The organism is Mesorhizobium alhagi CCNWXJ12-2 (assembly GCF_000236565.1).
Lineage (GTDB): Bacteria > Pseudomonadota > Alphaproteobacteria > Rhizobiales > Rhizobiaceae > Allomesorhizobium > Allomesorhizobium alhagi.
Genome location: NZ_AHAM01000125.1, coordinates 1 through 19538 on the forward strand (window position 1 = coordinate 1; position 19538 = coordinate 19538).

The 19538-nt window shown below is 63.8% G+C and carries 12 protein-coding genes; 2 read left to right on the forward strand and 10 right to left on the reverse strand.

The window, feature by feature from the left end:
* The 7 genes from MAXJ12_RS14585 to MAXJ12_RS14615 all read right to left on the reverse strand — a co-directional run.
* Window positions 1–713 (reverse strand): AMP-binding protein (locus MAXJ12_RS14585; protein ID WP_008836667.1); only part of this gene is annotated, 713 nt, incomplete at its 3' end.
* Window position 714: 1 nt separating this feature from the next.
* Complete coding sequence (locus tag MAXJ12_RS14590; protein WP_008836668.1) at window positions 715–1167, reverse strand: cupin domain-containing protein; 453 nt, start codon at window positions 1165–1167, stop codon at window positions 715–717.
* Window positions 1168–1188: 21 nt separating this feature from the next.
* Window positions 1189–2349: an acyl-CoA dehydrogenase family protein gene (locus MAXJ12_RS14595; protein ID WP_008836669.1), complete on the reverse strand. Its 1161-nt coding sequence runs from the start codon at window positions 2347–2349 to the stop codon at window positions 1189–1191.
* A gap of 1 nt (window position 2350) precedes the next feature.
* The gene (locus MAXJ12_RS14600) at window positions 2351–3163 is read right to left on the reverse strand and encodes an enoyl-CoA hydratase family protein (protein ID WP_008836670.1); all 813 of its coding nucleotides are present in this window, start codon (window positions 3161–3163) and stop codon (window positions 2351–2353) included.
* Window positions 3156–3647 carry a MarR family winged helix-turn-helix transcriptional regulator gene (locus MAXJ12_RS14605; protein WP_008836671.1) on the reverse strand — a complete coding sequence of 164 codons (492 nt, stop codon included), beginning with the start codon at window positions 3645–3647 and terminating at the stop codon, window positions 3156–3158. The genes MAXJ12_RS14600 and MAXJ12_RS14605 overlap by 8 nt, the downstream gene beginning before the upstream one ends.
* On the reverse strand, window positions 3644–4405 hold the full coding sequence (locus MAXJ12_RS14610; protein WP_008836672.1) for an SDR family NAD(P)-dependent oxidoreductase: 762 nt from the start codon (window positions 4403–4405) through the stop codon (window positions 3644–3646). Before MAXJ12_RS14610 ends, MAXJ12_RS14605 begins: the two co-directional genes overlap by 4 nt.
* Window positions 4402–6702 carry a bifunctional salicylyl-CoA 5-hydroxylase/oxidoreductase gene (locus MAXJ12_RS14615; protein WP_008836673.1) on the reverse strand — a complete coding sequence of 767 codons (2301 nt, stop codon included), beginning with the start codon at window positions 6700–6702 and terminating at the stop codon, window positions 4402–4404. Before MAXJ12_RS14615 ends, MAXJ12_RS14610 begins: the two co-directional genes overlap by 4 nt.
* 158 nt (window positions 6703–6860) lie before the next feature.
* Here MAXJ12_RS14615 and MAXJ12_RS14620 point away from each other — a divergent pair, with 158 nt between their 5' ends.
* The gene (locus MAXJ12_RS14620) at window positions 6861–7691 is read left to right on the forward strand and encodes an alpha/beta hydrolase (protein WP_008836674.1); all 831 of its coding nucleotides are present in this window, start codon (window positions 6861–6863) and stop codon (window positions 7689–7691) included.
* Window positions 7692–7718: 27 nt separating this feature from the next.
* On the forward strand, window positions 7719–7955 hold the full coding sequence (locus MAXJ12_RS14625) for an Lrp/AsnC ligand binding domain-containing protein (RefSeq protein ID WP_008836675.1): 237 nt from the start codon (window positions 7719–7721) through the stop codon (window positions 7953–7955).
* A gap of 27 nt (window positions 7956–7982) precedes the next feature.
* Here MAXJ12_RS14625 and MAXJ12_RS14630 read toward each other — a convergent pair whose 3' ends face one another.
* The 3 genes from MAXJ12_RS14630 to MAXJ12_RS14640 form a co-directional block, all read right to left on the reverse strand.
* A complete protein-coding gene (locus tag MAXJ12_RS14630; protein WP_008836676.1) occupies window positions 7983–8747 on the reverse strand; it encodes a heme ABC transporter permease in 765 nt (254 codons plus the stop codon).
* Between the two features lie 66 nt (window positions 8748–8813).
* A complete protein-coding gene (locus MAXJ12_RS14635) occupies window positions 8814–10589 on the reverse strand; it encodes a glucan ABC transporter ATP-binding protein/ permease (protein ID WP_040586328.1) in 1776 nt (591 codons plus the stop codon).
* 221 nt (window positions 10590–10810) lie between these two features.
* Entirely contained in the window at window positions 10811–19378 is an 8568-nt protein-coding gene (locus MAXJ12_RS14640; RefSeq protein WP_008836678.1) for a glycoside hydrolase family 94 protein, read from the reverse strand.
* Window positions 19379–19538 lie beyond the last annotated feature (160 nt).

The following is a 19538-nucleotide window of genomic DNA, read 5'->3' on the forward strand; positions in this document are numbered from 1 at the left end:
TCGTCTGGCCTGACGGCGAGCACTTCCTTGGCGTAGGCATCGGCGATGATCAGAAGGTCGCGGTGGAAGTGCATCGTCGCCTTGGGTTCGCCGGTAGTGCCGGACGTAAAGCCGAGCAGCGCGACATCGTCGCGGCCAGTCTCAACCGCATCGAATTTCACCGGCTTGTTCAGCGCGATGCGGTCGAGTTCGGCGTCGTGATTGGCCGTGCCGTCAAAGCCGATGATGGTCTTCAGGAAGCGGCTCGCCTTGCCGCATGCGATCAGCTCGTCCTTGATGCGCGTGTCGCACAGTGCGAATTGGACCTCCGCCTTGTCGACGATCTGGCCGAGTTCGCCGGCGCGCAGCATCGGCATGGTGTTGACCACGACCGCGCCGGCCTTGGTGGCCCCTAGCCAGCAGGCGACCATCGCCGGATTGTTGGCGGAGCGGATCAGCACGCGATTTCCGGGCTTTACGCCGTAATTTTCGACCAGCGCATGGGCGATGCGGTTCGACCAGTCGGTCAGTTCCTTGTAGGTCCGGCGGCGGCCATTGCCGATGAGCGCGGTGTTGTCGCCGAACCCCTTCTCCACCATGGCGTCGGTCAGTTCGACGGCGGCGTTCAGCCGCTCGGGATAGTCGAAGCCGTCGAGCAGGAAGTCCGGCCACTGGCTCTGCGGCGGCAGATTGTCCCTTGCGAAGCTGTCGGTGTGAGCTGTCGGTCCGCGCATTTTACGCATTCGCTTCTTCAGGCAGGAAGTCGACGTCGTGCTCGGCCGACAGTCTTACGATGGTCGGAATGTCGCTCTTGTCGTGCAATTCCTCGAACAGGTTCTTGAGCCGGCCGGCCGGCGACACCCAGAACAGCGCCCGGCAGGGCTTGTCGGACTTGTTGAAATAGCCGTGGGGGATGCCCCTGGGCATGCGCACCAGATCGCCGGCTTTGGCGGTCGACCAGACGCCGTCGAGCTTCAGCTCGAGCTGGCCCTCCTGCACCAGGATGAACTCGTCCTGATCGGGATGGATGTGGACGGGTACGAACTGGCCGGGCGCGCTGTTAGTCTCGAAGGCGAAGGCGCTCTCACAGACCGCCTTTGGATAATAGACCTGGCCGAGGATGTTCCATTCGACGCCGTCCAAGCCGGTTCCGTTCGCGGTGATGCCTTTCGCGAGATCTTTCGTCATGATGCAGTTCTCCCTCTGGATTTATGTTCTGTCGGTGAGCACCTGACGCGCAATGATGACCTTTTGAACGTCCGAAGCGCCCTCATAGATGCGCAGCGCGCGTATTTCGCGATAGAGGCTCTCGACTACGCTCCCCTTGCGCACGCCGTCGCCGCCATGGATCTGCACGGCCTTGTCGATGACGCTCTGGGCGCGGTCGGTGGCAAAGAGCTTCGCCATCGCGGCTTCGCGGCTGATGCGGGCAGCACCCGAATCCTTCAGCCATGCAGCGCGGTAAACCAGCAGCGCCGCCGCGTCGATGTCGAGCGCCATGTCGGCGATATGGCCCTGGACCATCTGCAATTCAGACATTGGAGCGCCGAACAATTCGCGTGACCTCGCGCGGGCAACGGATTCGTCGAGCGCGCGGCGCGCAAAGCCGAGGGCGGCCGCCGCTACCGTTGGCCGGAACACGTCGAGCACCGACATGGCGACGCGAAAGCCCTGCCCCGGCGCGCCAATCATAGCGGAGCGTGGAATGCGGCAGTTTTCGAAGGACAGCCGCGCCAGCGGATGCGGGGCGATCACTTCGAGCCGTTCAGCGATCGACAGGCCCGGCGCGTCGGCAGGCACGATGAAGGCGGAAATGCCCTTGGCGCCTGGCCCGTCGCCGGTGCGGGCAAACACGGTGTAAAAATCGGCGATGCCGCCATTCGAGATCCAGGTCTTTTCGCCGTTGAGGACGTAAGCATCGCCGTCGACCGTGGCGGCCAGATCGAGATTGGCGACGTCGGAGCCAGACTTCGGCTCGCTGAGCGCAAAGGCCGACAGAGCCTTGCCGCGCCGCGTCCTCGTCAGCCATTCACGCTTCTGCCCGGCTGTCCCGAACAGCGACAGCGCTCCCGTTCCCAGGCCCTGCATTGCGAAGGCGAAATCGGCCAGGCCGTCATGGCGCGCCAGCGTCTCGCGGATGATGCAGAGGCTACGCACGTCCAGCTTTGCGTCGGCTCCCTCGGGATCGACGGCGGAATGGACGAGCCACCCGCCCTCGCCCAGCCTTGCCACCAACTCGCGGCAGGCCTGGTCGACATCGCCGTGGTCGACATGCGCCAGATTGGCTGACGCCCAACCTTCCAGCGTCTCCGCCAGCGTGCGGTGGCGATCCTCGAAGAAGGGCCAGGCGAGAAAGCTGCGGTCAGGCATCTCAGTCACCCTTGAAAACGGGTTTCTGGTGGGCGACAAAGGCATCGTAGGCGCGCTTGAAATCCAGCGTCTGCATGCAGATCGCCTGCGCCTGCGCTTCCGCCTCGATGGCCTGCTCGATCGACATCGACCATTCCTGATTGAGCATGGTCTTGGTCATCATATGCCCGAAATTCGGGCCTTCGGCGAGGCGCTTGGCCAGCGCAAGCGCCTCATTATCGAGCGCCGCCTGCTCGACGACACGGTTGAAGAACCCCCAGCGCTCACCCTCTTCGGCCGACATGGTCCTGCCGGTATAGAGGAGTTCCGCCGCGCGGCCCTGGCTGATGATGCGCGGAAGGATGGCGCAGGCGCCCATGTCGCAGCCGGCAAGGCCAACGCGGGTGAACAGGAACGCCGTCTTGGCCTCCGGCGTGGCGATGCGCAGGTCCGACGCCATGGCGATGATCGCGCCGGCCCCGACGCAGACGCCGTCAACGGCGGCGATGATCGGCTTGCCGCAATTGATCATAGCCTTGATCAGGTCGCCGGTCATGCGGGTGAAGGCCAGCAGGCCTTTCATGTCCTTGTTCAGCAGCGGGCCGATAATGTCGTGGACATCGCCGCCCGAGCAGAAATTGCCGCCGTTTGAACCAAACACCACCGCCTTGATATCGTCCGCATAGGCCAGCGTGCGAAAACAATCGCGAAGCTCGGCATAGCTGTCGAAGGTCAGCGGGTTCTTGCGCTCCGGTCGGTCGAGCGTGATGACGGCGATGCCGTCTTGCGCGCTCCAGCGGAAATGCTTCGCCTTGTACCCTGCCATGTCAGTCATTGGCGTCCACCTTTGCGGTCAGCTTCGGCGATCTGCCGACGGTTTCCAATATTCCGATCGCCTGTTCGCAATCTTCATCGGACAGGTCCTGCAGAATGCCGTTAACCCAGCCGGCATGCGCCTCGGCCATGCGGGCAAACGTTTCCCTGCCCTTTATGGAGAGCCGCACCAGCGTGGCACGCTTGTCGCCGGCGACCGGGATCCGCAGCACCAGCCCGTCAGCGACGAGCCGCTCGACGATGCCGGTGACATTGCCGTTGGAAACCCGCAGCGCGGCCGAAAGCTCGCTCATCTTCAGCCCATCCTCGAAGCGGTAGAGCGCAGCGAGGACATCGAAGCGCGGCAGCGTCGTGTCGAACTCGACGCGCAGATTCTCGCGCACCGTCGCCTCGACCAATTTGGTCGCTTTCAGCATGCGCAGCCAGACCCTGAGCCTCTGCTTTGCCATGCATGGAACGGAAATCGGTTTCTGCTGGATCGTCATACTTCGCCCCCCGAAATCGAAATGGCCTGGCCGGTGATTGCGGCTGCATTCGGCCCGCAGAGAAACAGCACGGTCTCGGCGACTTCCTCGGGCCGCACAAAGCGCTTCTGCGGGTTCGCGTCGGCCAATGCGGCTATCGCCTCGTCCCGGCCCTTGCCGGTCTTCTGCATGATGGTTTCGATCGAGCGCTCGAGCATCGGAGTTTGGGTGAAGCCGGGGCAGACCGCGTTCACGGTTATGCAGGTTTCGGCGAGCTCCAGCGCCAGCGATTTCGTCAGCCCGACGACGCCATGCTTGGCGGCGCTGTAGGCGGAGACATAAGGGTAGCCCTTCAGGCCCGCCGTCGACGCGACGGCGATCAGGCGGCCCTGCTTGCGCTTCAGCAGGCCGGGCAACGCATTCTGGAAGGTCAGGAACACGCCGGTCAGATTGACGTCGAGCATCTTCTTCCACAAATCCATGCCCGTACGATGGAACGGCGCGCTTTCGGCCGTGCCGGCATTGGCTACGATGATGTCGAGATCGCCATGCTCCGCGCCGATCCGCTCGAACAGTTCGCGCACCGACGCCTCGTCGGTCATATCGGCGACGATGCCGCTGATGCGGTCCGACTTGGCCGCCATTTCCTCGAGTGGTTCCATTCGCCTGCCCGATACGACAACCGAGGCGCCCGCCTCGGCAAGCGCAAGCGCGATAGCGGCGCCCAACCCGGAGCCACCGCCGGTCACCAATGCGCGCTGTCCGGAAAGATCGCTCATACCACGCGGTCCTGTGCGGCCATTTCGGCGGCGCGCTCGGCAAGACGGAACAACTGGTCGCGCCCGGGCAGATATGGATCGGGCCAGGGCTCGCCCGTGTCTCCGAATTTGGCGGCGGCGCGCAACGTCCAGTAGGGATCGGTCAGATGCGGCCGCGCCAGGCAGACCAGATCGGCGCGACCGGCAAGCAGGATCGAGTTGACGTGATCCGGCTCATAGATATTGCCGACCGCCATGGTCGCCATGCCGATCTCGTTGCGGATGCGGTCGGAGAACGGCGTCTGGAACATACGGCCGTAGACGGGACGGGCAAGCTCAGAGGTTTGCCCCGCAGACACGTCGCAAATGTCTACACCCGCCTCCTGCAGCATCTTTGCGATTTCCACCGCCTCCTGTGGTGTTACCCCCTCGTCGCCAACCCAATCATTGGCGGAAATGCGCACCGAGATTGGCTTGCCTGCCGGCCAGACCTCGCGCACGGCGTGGTAGACCTCCAGCGGGTAGCGCATGCGGTTCTGCAGCGGGCCGCCATATTCGTCGGTCCGGTTGTTGGTCAGCGGCGTGATGAAGGAGGATAGGAGATAGCCGTGCGCGGCATGGATCTCCAGCATGTCGAAGCCGGCGCGGTCGGCCATTTTGGCCGAGGCGACGAACTGGTCGCGCACCAGGTCCATGTCGGCGCGAGTCATCGCCCGCGGCGTCTGGTTCTCAGCCGACCATGGCAGCTCCGACACCGACATGACCGGCCAGTTGCCTTGGTCGAGCGGCTTGTCCGTGCCCTCCCAGCCGAGTTTGGTCGAGCCCTTGCGGCCGGAATGGCCGATCTGGGCGCAGATCTTGGCTTGGGTTTCAGTGTGGACGAAATCGACGATGCGCTTCCAAGCCACCTCATGCTCGGGCTTGTAGAAGCCCGTGCAGCCCGGCGTGATCCGCCCTTCTGGGCTGACGCAGGTCATCTCGATATAGAGGAGGCCGGCGCCGCCCTTGGCGCGTTCGCCGTAATGCACCAGGTGCCAGTCGGTCGGCGTTCCGTCGACAGCCTTGTACTGCGCCATAGGCGAAACCACGATGCGGTTTCTGAGCTGCATATCGCGCAGCCTGAACGGCGCAAACATCGGCGCCCGCCTGGTGCCAGCGGGGGCGCCGGCACGCTCCTGGAACCATTGCTCTGCGCTTTCCAGCCAGGCCTTGTCGCGCAGCCGCAGGTTTTCGTGGCTGATGCGCTGCGAGCGGGTCAGCAGCGAATAGTTGAACTGCACCGGATCGAGGTCGAAATAGCGCTCGACATCCTCGAACCATTCCAGCGAATTGCGGGCCGCCGACTGCAGGCGCAGCACCTCGGTGCGGCGCTCCTCCTCGTAGCGGGCGAAGGCGGCTTCCAGCGTCGGCTCGGTGTTGACCAATTCGGCCAGCGCGATGGCACTTTCCAGCGCCAGTTTGGTGCCCGAGCCTATCGAGAAATGCGCGGTGGCGGCCGCATCGCCGAGCAGCGCGATATTCCGGTAAGACCAGCGCTTGCAGAGCACGCGCGGGAAATTCAGCCAGGCCGAACCACGGATGTGGTTGGCGTTGGTCATCAGTTCATGGCCGCCGAGATATTTGGCGAAGATGCGCTCGCAGATGCGGTTGGTTTCCTGCTGGCTTTTCTCGCCGAAGCCGAATTTTGCCCAGGTCTCAGCGCTGCACTCGACGATGAACGTCGCCGTATCCTGGTCGAACTGGTAGGCATGCGCCCACACCCAGCCGTGCTCGGTCTCTTCAAAGATGAATGTGAAGGCGTCGTCGAATTTCTGGTGCGTGCCGAGCCATACGAATTTGCAGGTGCGCACGTCGATCTCGGGCTCGAATTTTTCCGCGAATTCAGTCCGGGCGCGCGAGTTCAGCCCGTCGGCGGCGACGACGAGATCATATTCCTCGGCATATTTGCAGACGTTTTCGACATTGGTTTCGAAGCGCAGCTCGACGCCGAGTTCGCGCGCCCGCGCCTGCAGCAGAAGCAGGAGCTGCTTGCGGCCGATGCCGCAGAAGCCATGGCCGGTGGAAACCGTCTTGGTGCTCTTGAAATGGACGGCGATGTCGTCCCAATAGGCGAAATGAGAGCGGATCGCCGCGGCGCTGACCGCGTCATTGGCGGCGAGATTGGTGAGAGTTTCGTCGGAAAGCACCACGCCCCAGCCGAACGTGTCGTCGGGCCGGTTGCGCTCGACAACGACGACTTCCGCCGCCGGATCGCGCAGCTTCATGCTGATAGCGAAATAGAGGCCGGCGGGGCCTCCACCTAGGCAGGCGATCTTCATCGGCCGTCATTCTCCTTCCGATGCAGGAAGATGACACCCAGCGACCATAATTTCAAGCATGAAATTTCAAGCTTGAAATTAATCCGGATACCCGATGATGCTTGCGCCGGACGCGCATCCGTGGCCAATTCCGCCCGGTAAAGGATGAGCAAGGCACAATGACGCTACACCGGATTTCCGACTGGGACGACGCCTACACCAATTCCGCCTACATACCGGGCGGCGAAGGCTATCCCGACAAATGGCAGTCGCTCGCGGCCGGCTTCCGCGACGAGATGGGCCGGACCGGACGGCTGCAGGCCGACATCTCCTACGGTGCCCGCCAGCGAAACCGTTTTGACCTGTTCCTGCCCATCGATACACCCAAGGGCCTCGTAGTCTTCGTGCATGGCGGCTACTGGACGAAGTTCGACAAATCCTGCTGGTCGCATCTGGCCAGAGGCCCGCTCGACCACGGCTATGCTGTGGCCCTGCCCTCCTATGTGCTCTGCCCGGAAGCACGAATTTCGGAAATCGTGAGGCAGGTCGCCGACGCCGTCACCGCCGCTGCCGGCGAAGTTCCCGGGCCAATTCACCTAACCGGCCATTCGGCGGGCGGACATCTCGTCAGCCGTATGATCTGCACCACGACGCCGCTTTCAGGCGACGTGGTTTCGCGGATTGTCAAGACGGTGTCGATTTCCGGCCTGCACGATCTCCGGCCGCTGATGAACACGGAGATGAACAACACGCTACGGCTGGACATTGCCGAGGCGCGGGCCGAAAGCCCGGCGCTGCTCGAACCGATCGGCGGCATCGACCTGACCTGTTGGGTCGGGTCCGCGGAGCGGCCGGAATTCCTGCGCCAGAACGGGCTGCTCGAAAATCTGTGGAGCAGCTTCGACGTCCGCCTCTCCAGCATCGAGGAACCCGGCCGGCACCATTTCGATGTCATTGAAGGGTTGGCGGACGCCAATCATCCGCTGGTGAGAACGTTGCTGGCGGTGTAAGAATTCCTGCCGAAGCCCGGAGGTCCGATGAAAGCCGTATTCGTTCAGTTGCAGTGCGCCCCAGGCCAGACCTATGCGGTCGCCGACCACCTGTTCGAGCGCGAGGTGGCTTCGGAACTCTATTCGACCAGCGGCGAGTACGATCTCCTGATGAAGATCTACATCGACGACGGCGTCGACATCGGCAAGTTCATCAACGAGAACATCGCCAATGTCCCCGGCATCGTTCGCTCCCTGACGACGCTCACTTTCAAAGCATTCTGATCTACAGGATATCGCGACTCGCTGTTTTTAGACGGGCTTTCGCTCGGCGCGGCGGGCCGCGATGTAGCGCATCGCCATCACGCGCCGACGCAGGATCTCGGTTCGCATCGCCGACAGGTGCAGCGTGAAGAACAGCGCCGTGAAGCCGAGCGCCATGACCAGAAGCGGCCAGAGCAGGCTCGGGTGGATGGTCGGGCCGTCGAGCCGAAGCACCGAGGCCGGTTGATGTAGCGTGTTCCACCAGTCGACCGAGAATTTGATAATCGGGATGTTGATGAAGCCGACCAGCGTTATGATCGCGGCGGCACGTGCTGAGCGGGCCGGGTCGTCTAGCGCGCGGGTCAGCGCGATGATGCCGAGATACATCAGGAAGAGCACGAACACCGAGGTCAGCCGCGCGTCCCAGACCCACCATGCGCCCCACATGGGCTTGCCCCAGATCGAGCCGGTAACCAGCGCCAGAGCGGTGAAGACCGCACCGATGGGGGCTGCAGCCTTCAGCGAGACGTCGGCGAGCGGGTGGCGCCAGACCAGCGTTCCGATCGCCGACAGGGCCATCAGCGAGTAGCACATCATTGCCAGCCATGCGAAGGGCACGTGGATATACATGATACGCACGGTGATGCCCTGCTGGTAATCTTCAGGCGCAGTGAAGGCCAGGTATAATCCGATGGCGAGCGCCAGCGCCGAGAGGCCAGCGAGCCACGGCGTCAGCCAAGCGCTCAGCGCCAGGAAGCGGGTGGGATTGGCAAGATCGATCCAGCGGCCGGGCCGCGCGGTTGTTTCGCTCATGGCCCGTTACATAGACCTGCGTTCCGCCTGCGGCAATTGCGGCGATCGCCGCAGGCAGACGGCTTCTTAGGCCGCCTCGCCTCGCAGCGATACGTGGCTGAGCCGGCGGACTTCCTCATCGGTCAGCAGACCGCCTGCCCGCAACAGGCCGGCAAAGCGACCGTTGGTCGCCGACAGTTCGGCAAAGCCGCCCATTTCCACCACCCTGCCATTGTCCATGAAGACGACGAGGTCGGCGTCGCGCACGGTCGTCAGCCGGTGGGCGATGATGAAGGTGGTGCGGCCCTGGCGGAGCGTGTCGATCGCTTCCTTGACCCGCGTTTCCGTTTCGACGTCGAGCGCGCTCGTCGCCTCGTCGAGCACCAGGATCGGCGCGTCCTTGAGGATTGCGCGCGCGATCGCGATGCGCTGGCGCTCGCCGCCCGAGAGTTGGCCGCCGCGTTCGCCGACCTTGGTGTCGTAGCCCTCACTCTTGGCCAGGATGAATTCCTGGGCCGCGGCCGCCTGCGCGGCCGCCTGAACCTCGGCATCGTGGGCGCTCTCGCGGCCGATGCGGATGTTCTCCTCGATCGAGCGGTTGAACAGCCCGGCATCCTGGAACACCGTCGCGATCGACTGGCGCAGCGACTTCTTGGTGACGGTTCGGGTGTCGATGCCGTCCACCAGGATGCGGCCGGAATCCGGATTGTGCACCCGCTGGAGGAGGTTGATCAGCGTGGTCTTGCCGGCGCCGGTCGGGCCGACGATCGCAACGGTCTGGCCGGCGAGGGCCTCGAACGATACGTCGCGCACGCCCTGCCCCGAATTCGGGAATTCGAAGGTGACATTCTCGAAACGGACGTGACCGGTGACGTTGGTGAGTTCGCGAAGGCCGGCGGGTTCCATCCGGTCGGCGGCCGCATCCTCGAGGCGATAGAAATCTTCCAGCTTGGCGCGGGCTTCGAAAATCTGGTTCGCGAAGGCGGAGACCTGGTCGAGCCGGCTGATCAGCAGGGACGCGAAGCCGGTGAACGCGACGATGTCGCCGATGCGCAACTCGCCGAGCGAAACCAGCCAAGCACCGATCAGGAGCACGACCATCATCGAAATGGTGGAAGCGAGGCGATGCATCGCGGCCGCCAGCGCCCACCAGTCGAGTACGGGATACTGGACCTGTATCAGCTCGCGCACATAGTTCTGCAGAGCCTCTGTTTCCTGGGCAACGCGGTTGTAGCTCTGCAGCACTGCGACGTTGCTGACCGAGTCCGTGACGTGCGAGAAAACGTCGTGATAGTGCTTTTCGACTCGTGCCTGGCCTTCTTTGGTCTTGTGCATGACAAGGCGGCCGATCGCGACATAGAGAATGCCGAGTACCAGCAGCACTGCCGACATCCGGATATCGAGCGAGATCGCGGTCGGCACGAGAAGTACAAGCGCGACCGCGGTCGTCAGGTGGTTGCGCATGAACCACAGCCAAAGACTGAACAGGGTTTCCACCGCGCGCAAAAGCGTGTGCAGCGCGTTGGAAGTGCCGCGCTGGTGATGCCAGGACAGCGGCATGGCGATCACCCGCTCGAACGATTCGCAAAGCACGCCGGCGCGGCGGGCATGCGCAAGCCGGTCGGCGCCACGCGCCACCAGCACGTAGGCGACAATGTTGAACGCGCCTAGACTCGCCCAAACGGCCAGCGTGGAGACGACTTCGCGGTTGTCGGAGATGGCGTCGATGATGCGGCCGAACATGATCGGCTCGGCGATGGTAACGATGGCGAGGACGACATTTGCAGCGCAAATAAAAAGTACGCGCTGCCTGTCAGCCGCCAGATATCGGAGCGCTCTCCAATAGACTTCCAGCAATGACACGCAATTACCTCGTCATAAAAATTGTGCAGTGCATCAATTTGCGACTCGTAACGTTTGTCGCGCGGCAAGACAATGCGCACATAGCCCGCCGGTTCCGTGTTTTCGAACAAAAGATCACAACGTCCGGTAATCTGGCGTGATGGCTAACATTTTGAGTTTTAAAGAAAAAAGGCAATCGTGCGGCAAAAATATGGCGGCAGGTTGTTCAACTTACTTGGCGACTAGGCTGGCATGCGGACCACCACATCGATTTCGCCGCTGTCGACGAGCGCAAAACCCGGACCTTTCACACCGGAACCGTCGACTTCGACGACCACGGCCTTCCTGCCCTTTTCCCTCGTCACCCGAATTCTATAGGTCGCGCCGGCGAGCCTGAGCGTCGCGAAATAGCCATCCCAGTGCCTCGGCAGGACCGGGTTGACGACAAGATTTTTTCCGTCCCTGCGGATGCCGAGAATGCCCTCCACGGCAGCGCGGTACAGCCATCCGGCGGAACCTGTGTACCAGGTCCAGCCGCCGCGGCCGCCCTTCTCGCCCTCGGAATAGATATCCGCGGCAACCACATAGGGCTCCACCCGATACTGCTCGGCGGCGGCCTCGTCGGCCGCGTGGTTGACGGGATTGAGCATCCGGAAAACCCGGTAAGCCTCGTCGGCGCGGCCCATTTCGGCGAGCGCAATGACGAACCACGTTGCGGCATGGGTATATTGCCCGCCATTTTCGCGCACGCCAGGCGGATAGCTCTTGATGTACCCGGGATCCTTTTCGGTTTCGGAGAAGGGCGGCGTGAACAGGCGAACGATCTGCAATTCGTCGTCGACAAGCCGGCGGATGGCCGCATCCATTGCCGTGCGCGAGCGCGCCGGGTCGCCTTCTCCGGAGAGTACGCTCCACGATTGCGCGATGGAATCGATCTGGCATTCGTCGGAACTGCGCGATCCAAGCGGCGTGCCGTCGTCGAAGCTGCCGCGGCGGTACCATTCGCCGTCCCAGCCGGCGGTTTCGAGAGCGCGCTTCAGCGCGGCCGCATGCTTGTCCCATTGCTGGGCGCGTTTGTAGTCCTTGCGGGCGCGGGCGACCGGCGCGAATTCGCCGAGCGTCCGGAGCAGGAACCAGCCCAGCCAGACGCTTTCGCCCTTGCCGCCCTCGCCGACGCGGTTCATGCCGTCGTTCCAGTCGCCGCCCAGGATCAACGGCATGCCGGTCGCCCCGGTGCGCTTCACCGCAAGGTCGAGCGCCCGGGCGCAATGCTCGTAGACCGTCGCCGTTTCCCGCGCGATCTCGGGCGTGAAGAAGGCGTCATGCTCGCCCTCCGTCAGAGCAGACCCGCTGATGAAGTGCGCCTGCTCGTCGAGGATCGAGCCATCGCCGGTGACGCTGATATAGCGTGCGACGGCCGAGCCCAGCCAGACGACATCGTCGGAAATCATGGTGCGTACGCCGGCGCCAGTGCGCGGCAACCACCAATGCTGGACGTCGCCCTCCGGGAACTGCCGTCTGGCGGCGTTCAGGATCTGGTCTCGCGCCAGGGACGGATCGTGCAGCAAAAGCGCCAGCGTATCCTGAAGCTGGTCGCGGAAACCGAAAGCGCCGCTCGCCTGGTAGAAGGCCGAACGTGCGCGGATGCGGCAGGCAAGACTCTGATAGGGCAGCCAGTGGTTGACCATTGCGTCCAGCGCCTTGTCCGGCGTCTCGACCTGCAGCGTGTCGAGGAACCCGCGCCATTCGCGCTCGTTCTCGGCCAGCCGCTCGTCGAAGTTTTTGGCGCGGTGACGCTGGACAAGGGTGCTCGCCTCTTCCGGCGAGGCGGCGTCGCCCAACAGCCACAGCAGCGAGATTTCGCCTCCTGCCGGAACCTCGACATCGCGGGCGATCGCCGCACACGGATCAAAACCTGCGTCGACGCGGCCGCTCAGGCTCGCGCCCTCGACTGCCGTTTGCGGGACTTCGACGGAGCCGCCGCCGATGAATTCATGCCGGTCGGCGGTTACCGACTGGGCGTCGCCATCGCTCGCGAGAAATGCGACGCGGTCGCCGAACTCCACGCTGTAGGCGTTCTGCGCCAGAAGCGCGCCGGTCGCTATGTCGATCGACGGCACGATGGTCGGAGCCGATTTCGCGCGATTGCTGCCGAGCACCCATTCGGCATAGCCGTAGATCCGAAGCCGCGCCGGGGCATTCCCTGAATTGCGTATGCGCAGGCGTGAAACCTTAACCGGATCGACGGGATCGACCAGTTGCGTGACCTCCATGGTGAGCGGCCCACGTTCGACGCTGAAGGTGCTGACGCCCTGCCCGTGACGCGCCTCGTACGTCACAGTTGGGTCGCGTAGCACCGCTGCGAAAGGCGAAAACGCCTCGCCGGTCGCATGATCGAAGATGTAGATCGCCTCTCCAGGCCGGTTGCAGACCGGGTCGTTCGACCATGGCGTGAGCTGGAAATCGCGGCTGTTGCGGCTCCAGGTGAACGACGCGCCTTCGGCCGAAGTGTGGAAGCCGAACGACGCATTGGAAATGACGTTGATCCAGGGCTGCGGCGTCGTGCGGCGGCCGGTGAGTCTGACCACGTAGTCGCGGCCGTCCCTGTCGAAACCACCGAACCCGTTCCACGAGAGGAGCCCGCCTCCGGACGGGAGTGTCGCTTCTCCCACTTCCGTCGCCGCCGATAGAACGGGAGCCGGTGTTCGCGAAACAGCGGCCTCACCTTCCTGGGCCTCCCGCAGCGCATCCCGCGCCTGAAGCGCGGTGACTTCCGCACGCTCGATCTGGTCCGGTATCGTTCCGTTCCTGGTGTGCAACGCAATCCGCGCGACAGCGAGCAAAGTTCTGTAGGAGACCTCGTCCATCAAATCGCGGCGCACCGCGAAAATATGTTGGCGCGGACCGTGCTCCTTGCCCCGCAGGCGGCTGTTTTCGCAAAGCCATTCAATGGCCTGCTGCAGATCCTGCACGTAGGAGGAAGCCTGCTCGTTGACCACGACGAGGTCCGCAAGCAGGCCCCGCGCGCGCAGATATTCCTGGAAGCGCAACGCCTGCGATACGATTTCAAGGTCAGCGACGTCGCTGATCCTGACGGCGAAGATCGGAAAATCGCCCGAAATCGCCATCGGCCAAAGCGCTGACTGATGTCCCATGCCCGATGTGATCACCTCGCCGGGCATTCGCATGAACGGATCGGGGTAGATCAGGTAGCGGGCAAGCCTCTGGCCCTTGGCGGCATCGGCCAGGCTCATGCCGATATGGCGGGTCTGAACCTGCGACCGCGTCCAGGACAGCATCGCCTGGCGCGCAAAGCTCTCAGCGTTGTCCAGGCGAGCCAGTGTCGCTTCGACCTCGTCGCGGTCGGCCCCGACGACGGTCCAGAACGTCACCTCCACTTTCTTGTTGGCAGGCACCCGGACACGGCGGCGCAGCGCCATGACCGGATCGAGGACGAAACCGGAATTGCCGCCGAGCTTTGCGCCGGGATCGAACGCCGCCGCGTTCGCGATGGTCCTGCCGCGGCCAATGAAGGCGCGCCGGTCGGTTTCTGCTTCGGTGTCGCGGCTGGCGCCGAACGTATCGGCGACGAAATGCGCTGCCGCGATGTCCGGGTCTCCCAGGTCGCGCTTGCGGCGCTGCGCGAAGATCGTGCTGTTGCCCGGCCAGATCTCCGTCTCCACGAACATTTTCGAGAAGGCGGGATGCGCGCTATCGGACGCTTCCGGCGCCAGCGCCAGTTCGGCGAAGGAGGTCACCTCGATGAAGCGGTCGGTGTCGCCGTCGTTCCAAAGTGTGACGCGGCGGCCTTCGCCATTGCCCTCTGAAACGACGATGACCTCGACTTCCGAGCGCAGCGTGCCGACAGTTTTGACGAAGCTCGCCTTGTCGTCCCGGAAAAACGTCTGCGCGTGCTCGCCGGGCAAGCGTTTGGGCTCGGCCGTCGCCGACCACCAGTCGCCAGTCTCGGTGTCGCGCAGGAACAGGTAGGTTCCGAGGCGGTCCTCCGTCGGGTCGGGCTGCCAGCGGGTGACTGCGAGGTCGTTCCAGCGGCTGTAGCCCGAGCCGGTCGCCGACACCATTACCGAGTAGCGCCCATTGGACATCAGATTGGTCGACCGCAGCGCCGCGGCGGGCTCGAGGATGAGCCTAGTATCGGCGCTGGGTTCTGCCTCCACGACCTTGCCCCGCTCATCCGCTTCGGTCCTGACGGTGGCGACCGGAATGTCGCGCGGGGCCTTTTCCTGGAGCAGCAGTTCCGCCGCCTCGATCACCGGGTCGCTGTGGAAGCGGTCGCGCATGCGGCCTTCGAAGATCGCATTGGCGACAGCCACGATCGACATGCCCTGGTGATGGGCCATGTAGTTGAACACGACAGCATGCGTCTTGCCTTCGGGCACGCGCTGCGGCGTGAAGTCGACGGCGTCGTAGAAGCCGTAGCGGCCAAGCGCGCCGATGGTCCGCAGGCGCTCCAGATTCTCCACTGCCTGGTGCGGCATGAATTGAGCCGCCAGCACCGTGGCATAGGGCGCGATCACGGTATTCTGCGCAAGGCCGCGCTTGAGGCCGAGGCCGGGAACACCGAAATTGGTGTACTGGTACGTCATCTCCCGGTCGCGACCGTTGTAGGCCGCTTCCGAAATGCCCCAGGGGATGTTTTTCGAGCGGCCGTACTGGATCTGCCGGGTAATCACCAGTTTGCTCGTCTGGTTGAGGATGCCGCCCTGCGGCTCCTTCATGACCAGCGGCGGCATCAGATATTCGAACATCGACCCGGACCACGACATCAGCGCGCCGCGGAAGCCGATCTCGACGATCGGGCGGCCGAGCCGGAACCAGTGTTCGGTCGGAATGTCGCCCTTGGCGATGGCGAACAGGCTGGTCAGCCGTGCCTCGGAGGCGAGCAGGTCGTAGCAGCTCTCGTCGAGTTGGTGCTCCTCGACGCGGTAGCCGATCGACAGAAGTTTGCGCTCATGCCGCATCAGGAAGGAGAAATCCATCTCGAAAGCGAATTTGCGTGTGCGCTCGCGCAGAGCGAGCAGCCTGCCCCGCAACGCTTCGACCGCATTCTCGTCGCTATGCGCATCGTGAACATGCGCCTCGCAGGTCGCCTGCAGCTTCAGCGCCCAGTCGGGCAGCGCTTCGCTGCGCGACGAGCCGACTTCCGCATGGATGGCACTGGCGAGCTTGCGGATTTCGCCGGCGAGCACGGCCAGGTTGATCGTGCGAATCGACGCCATCTCGGGCTGCTGCTTGATCGTATCGACCGCGCGGCGCATGCCTTCGATGCGGTCGCGCAGGCGCTGGCGCAGCGGCCGCAACTGGCGACGGTCGTCTGGAAGCTCTTCGAGGCTCTGCTCGAGGATGGAGACGCAGTCGAGCAGCCCCTCGAACTCGCCCTGCAGATGCACGGACGGCGCTTCAGCCCATTCGGCGCAGGCGGCGGCCACCGCCACGAGATGGCCGGCGAGATTGCCGCTGTCGACGCTCGACACATAGAGCGGGTATAGCGGCCTCAGCGTCGCCGTATCGTACCAGTTGTAGAGATGGCCGCGAAAGCGCTCCATGCGCTCGATCGTGGTCATCGTCTCCTCGATGCGACCGAGCGCGTCGGCAAGGCTGATCCAGCCGAAATCGCGCGCCGACACGACGGACAGAAGATAGACGCCGATATTGGTCGGCGAGGTGCGCTGGGCCACCACCGGAAGCGGCGTTTCCTGGAAATTGTCGGGCGGCAGCATGTTGTGGTGCGGAGTGACGTAGGTCTCGAAATAGGCCCAGGTGCGCCGCGCCACGACACGCAGCCGCTCCTCGTCGCTCGGCGTGATGCGCAGCCGGTCCTCGGTCTCGGCCGAGCGGCTGATCAGCCATGCGAAAGCCGGCGACCCCGCCCAGAAAATGGCGAAGAAGAATGCGACGAAGGCGCCGGTCGAATCGGCGGCCACGGGAATGGCAAGACCAGCGAAGGCGATGACGACGGCGCCCCACATCAATCGGTAGTAGGACACCAGCCCGTTTCCGCTGCTCTTTTGCGCCTGCGAGGCGGTTCGCCATTCCAGCAGGTTGCGGCGGCTGACGAACAGGCGATAGAGCGTGCGCACGATTGCGTCGCCCATCATCCATGCGGCATGCGCCATCAGCACGATCTTCAGCGCCACCATCGCGGTTCCGAAGGCGACATCGCGGAACAATGCGTTGAAATGGCCGCGCGCGGTGGCTTCGCGGCTCTTGGGCAGGATCGCATCGATGATCTCGAAAGTTGGCGCCATGAACAGGGTCAGGATCAGCAGCGCCTGCCACTGCGCGGCCTGCGTGAACTGCAGCAGGGTCCAGCCGGCGATAGCGGCCATCACCCAGAATATCGGAGTCAGCGAACGGCGGAGATTATCGACCATTTTCCAGCGCGACAGCGCCGGCACGCCGGAGATCGGGTCGAGAATGTAGCCGAGCAGCTGCCAGTCGCCGCGGGCCCAGCGGTGCTGGCGCGATGCGTCTACCGAATAGCGGGTCGGGTAATCCTCGACCACCTCGACATCCGTCACCAGCGCCGAGCGCGACAGAGCGCCTTCCAGCAGATCATGGCTGAGGATGGCGTTTTCCGGGATGCGGCCCTTCAGCGCCGCTTCCATTGCGTCGATATGGTAGAGGCCCTTGCCGGTGAAGGAGCCGTCGCCGAACACATCCTGATAAAGATCGGATACCGCAAACACATAGGGATCCAGGCCGCGATTGGCCGAGAAGACGCGCTGGAAGAAAGATGCCTCGTCGCCGGTGGTGAGCGAGGGCGTCACGCGCGGCTGCAGGATCGCATAGCCACGGGTGATGCGGCGGGTCGTCGGATCGAATTCGGGGCGGTTGAGCGGGTGGCAAAGCTTGCCGACCAGCCGCGTCACCGCATCGCGGGTCATCTTGGTGTCGGCGTCGAGCGTCATGACATGGATGACGCCGTCCGGCAGCGGCGCATCCGGCGGCAAGAAGGTCGTATCGCTGTCGCCGCGCAGAAGCAGGTTCAGTTCGTGCAGCTTGCCGCGCTTGCGCTCCCAGCCCATCCAGCACTTCTGCGTCTCGTTGTAGAGGCGGCGGCGGTGGAGCAGATAGAAGCGCGGCCCGGCGGTGGAGGCCGGATAGCGGGCGTTGAGCTGCGCGATCTGGGCGCGCGCATGCTCGAGAATCTCGACATCGACCGGCGTCTGCTCCGTATCGCTGTCGGGCCAGTCCGACAGCAGCGCGAAATGCAGCTCGCCCGACATGTTCGCCAGGTGGTGGATTTCCAGCGTGCGGATGTTTTCCTCGACATCGTCGCGCGAGCCGATCAGGGACGGCACCACCACCAGCGTGCGGGCCTCGACTGGAACGCCGTCCTTGTATTCGTAGCCGACAAGCCGTGTCGGCTTCAGGAATTGGACCACGATCGTGTGGAAGAAGGCGAGCGCGCCTTCGCTGGCCGGTACCGCGAACAGCACCAGCATCACAGCGATTGAGGCCGTCGACAGGCCGAGATTGGACAGCGCGTTGCCGGTGAGCGCCAGAAGCAGGACGGTCAGCGCAAAGACCGGCACGACGATGCCGGCCCAGCCCGTCTTCTTGAAGGCCCGCTTGGTGATGAGCGCCGGGCCGGGGCGGTAGCCGATCGCCTTTTCCAGCTCCTGGCGCCGTTCGCCGACCAGAAAGAAGCCGACATCCGTTTCGGCAACCGTTGCTTCTTCGGCGGTGGCTGCGCCCTGCGGCACGCATCCGGCCAGTTCGGTCGCGCGCTCGGCGACATGATATTCGCTGAGATTGGCGCGGCGAGCCAGATCCTCGATCGAGGCGCGATACTGGTCGCGCGACGGGAAATCGAGCAGCGCATAGCTGGTCCGGTCGCGCAACAGCGCATCGACCGGGCTCACCGCCTCGAACCAGACCGTCCAGTCGATGTCGTTGATCAGCCGCAGCCCGCGGATGATATTGCCGGTCGTAACGTTGCCGCTGGACAGAGTGTGGTGCTCGCCCATGATGGTTTCTTCGGCGTCGGTGCCGGAATTTTCGAGCTCGCCTTCGAGCCAGACCAGCGCTCTGCCGGCATTCTGCGATCCGTCGCGCAGCCTGTAGAGCAACTGGGTGGCGAACGTGCTGTCGCGGGCATGGACGGTGTAGTCGTCGAGAATCGCCGTGCGCTGTTCGCCCTCCCCCGCCGCAAGCACGCGGTCGGCGACCTCGTTGGCGATCTGGCGCATTTCCCGCGCACGCTTCACCCGCACCGCGATGCGGCGCAGGTTTTCGATCAGGACGAAGCGCAGCAGCGACGGCAGCGCCCATAATTCGCCGATGCGGAACGGCTCGACGTTCTGGTAGCCCTCGACCACCGCCTTGAACATCTCCGACGAAACGGTGCTGTCGGAATGCGCGACATAGATCCAGGCCAGCGCCAGGGCGCGCGGCACTGTCTTGCCGTCGGCAATCTTGATCGTCGGCAATTCACGGTAGAAGCGCGCCGGCAGGTCGCGCCTGATCTGGAAGATCGTTTCCTCGACGAGATAATTATTGTCGAGCAGCCATTGCGCGGCCGGCGTTATCGGCTCGCCGCGCGCCTGGGCCGCATTGGTGGAACGATAGGTTTCGAGGATCTTTTCCGCGTTTTCGCGATTGCGCCTGCGGAAATCGAACGGCTCCAGCCCATAAAAATGCTGGATCTCGCCTCTTGCCAGGCTTTCACCCAGCGCCCGCAACCTGTCTTCCTGAAGAAAGCTCGACCGTATCGGTTGTTCGGCCGCTGCCGGGAAGCGGGCATTTGCCTTCTGCTTCCGGGCTTTGTCGGTCTGAATATCCATTGCGGCCTATTTCCGTTCAACACACAACGAATCGCGAGGAAACCGCCGCCACCACCGCGCCAAAAGCTTTGAGTGACCGTTTGGTTGCAGGCGGCGAAATGCGCTTGCGGCACGCGATATACCAAAAAACACCACCTGTCTTGCGCCAATTCCAGGCGGC